The sequence below is a fragment of the Nitrosomonas europaea genome (genome assembly GCF_900167395.1).
GTDB lineage: Bacteria > Pseudomonadota > Gammaproteobacteria > Burkholderiales > Nitrosomonadaceae > Nitrosomonas > Nitrosomonas europaea.
Genome location: NZ_FUWK01000080.1, coordinates 1 through 1,700, shown reverse-complemented (window position 1 = coordinate 1,700; position 1,700 = coordinate 1). Strand labels below are relative to the sequence as shown.

Here is a 1,700-nt window from a genome sequence, read left to right as displayed (position 1 = left end):
CTTCTCTCGCTTTGACAAGTTGGATTCAGTTTTCCGATTCTTCATCCATTTCGCTCTGATCGTAGATTATTTAATTAGTGTTAACAGGCCCTAGTCAAATCGACCAGGAATGATAAAACTATGGTTATTTTCCTGGTCGGGATGGTGATTATCGATGCTCACACCAGGTAGAACTTTTCATCAACCCAACCTGTTTGAAACAGATCTTTTATGGCAGCTCGATCCTGGTGATCCACTGTTACAACTTGCCACTGTCATTCCCTGGCACGAGTTTGATGAAGCATTCTCGATTCATTACACAAAGGGGACAGGCGCGCCGAGTAAACCGATTCGATTGATAGTTGAGTTGCTGATTCTCAAACAGTTGGAGAATCTGAGTGGTGAAGCGCTGGTTGTGCAATGAAAGCGTAATCCGTACTACCAAGCATTCTGTGGCATGAAGGAGTTTTGTCGCAAATTACCCTACCGCAGCGCTGAACTGGTGCACTTTCGCAAGCGTATTGGCATGGAAGGCATTGACCGGATTTTCAGGATGAGGTTTTACATGATGCGGCAGTGCAAGAGAAACACATCACTTATCTCCCTAACAGCAAACTAGCCATCAGAATCATCAACCGATTAAACACAGTGGCAAAAGTGCATGGCATTGACAGCAGCGCACCCGTGTCAGGGAAGCCAAAATACTATGCCTGGTCATTCGCCATTTTCGTCATGCCTCCAAACGATCCAGGCTAAACGGGGGATTCAAACGGCCGAGAACCATTGCCGGCACCCTGATACGGGAACTGCACCGGGAATTACCACAATACTGCCTGTTCGAATACTATCAGCGGGATTTTCTGCTATATGAAGATACTGCGACAACAGCCTGAAGACCGCAACAAGATCTATTCACTGCACGAACCGCAGGTGTACTGCATGGCTAAAGGCAAGGATATGACCGGGGTTTATCGGGGTAAATGCGAAGTCAATGGAAACCCGTATCATGCTGCCAGATCAAATCTGAACTACTACAGAACGACTAGTTAATATTTAATCTAACATTTTTCATAAATTGGACAGGGAAAAGAAGTATCAGGCATGAGCAGTTATTAAGAGAAGATTATCAAACCGAAGTTGGGTGTTTTAGAATTGACCCGGCAGCTTGGAAATGTATCGCAGACCTGTAAGGTGATGGGGTACAGCCGGGATACGTTCTACCGGTACAAAGAGTTATACGAGAAAGGTGGCAAAGAAGCGCAGACATCATTTTCACTGATGAGCAGATTGCAGCGCTTGAAAAGCAAAAATCCAAACGTGAGACCCATGGCGAAATCGAACATCCGGGCTATCTAGAATCATAGGATACGTACTATGTTGGCAACAGCAAGGGAGTGGGCCAGATTTACCAGCAGACCTTTGTGGACACTTATTTTACGTACCCTCAACGGTATAGCCTTGCCGTTCTTCGCAGAAGAAGAGATCCCCTTGCTCCGTATGCTGACCGACCGGGGCACGGAATATTTCAGCAAAACCAAACATCATGCTTATCAACTTTATCTGGGGACCGAAAATCGACCATACAAGAACCCAAGCGAACAACCTCCAGATCAACGACATATGCGAGTGTTTAGTCCCACTTTGTGATGGTATGGATTGATGATAAAACGTTCAGGTTCGTTTTGCCAGCATTTGATGATGTATTCGTAAGGTGTGAGTCC

Annotated in this window: 3 pseudogenes; 2 read left to right on the top strand and 1 reads right to left on the bottom strand. The window is 45.6% G+C overall.

Annotated elements, in window-relative coordinates:
* Window positions 1-154 precede the first annotated feature (154 nt).
* Both B5D58_RS14565 and B5D58_RS13440 read left to right on the top strand, forming a co-directional pair.
* Window positions 155-936 (top strand): annotated as a pseudogene (locus B5D58_RS14565) (transposase); the annotation flags it as partial.
* Window positions 937-1,101: 165 nt separating this feature from the next.
* Window positions 1,102-1,606, top strand: a pseudogene (locus tag B5D58_RS13440) (helix-turn-helix domain-containing protein); the annotation flags it as partial.
* On the opposite strand, the pseudogene B5D58_RS13790 reads toward B5D58_RS13440, so the two are convergent.
* Window positions 1,590-1,700 (bottom strand): annotated as a pseudogene (locus tag B5D58_RS13790) (IS481 family transposase); the annotation flags it as partial. The pseudogenes B5D58_RS13440 and B5D58_RS13790 sit on opposite strands and share 17 nt — an antisense overlap.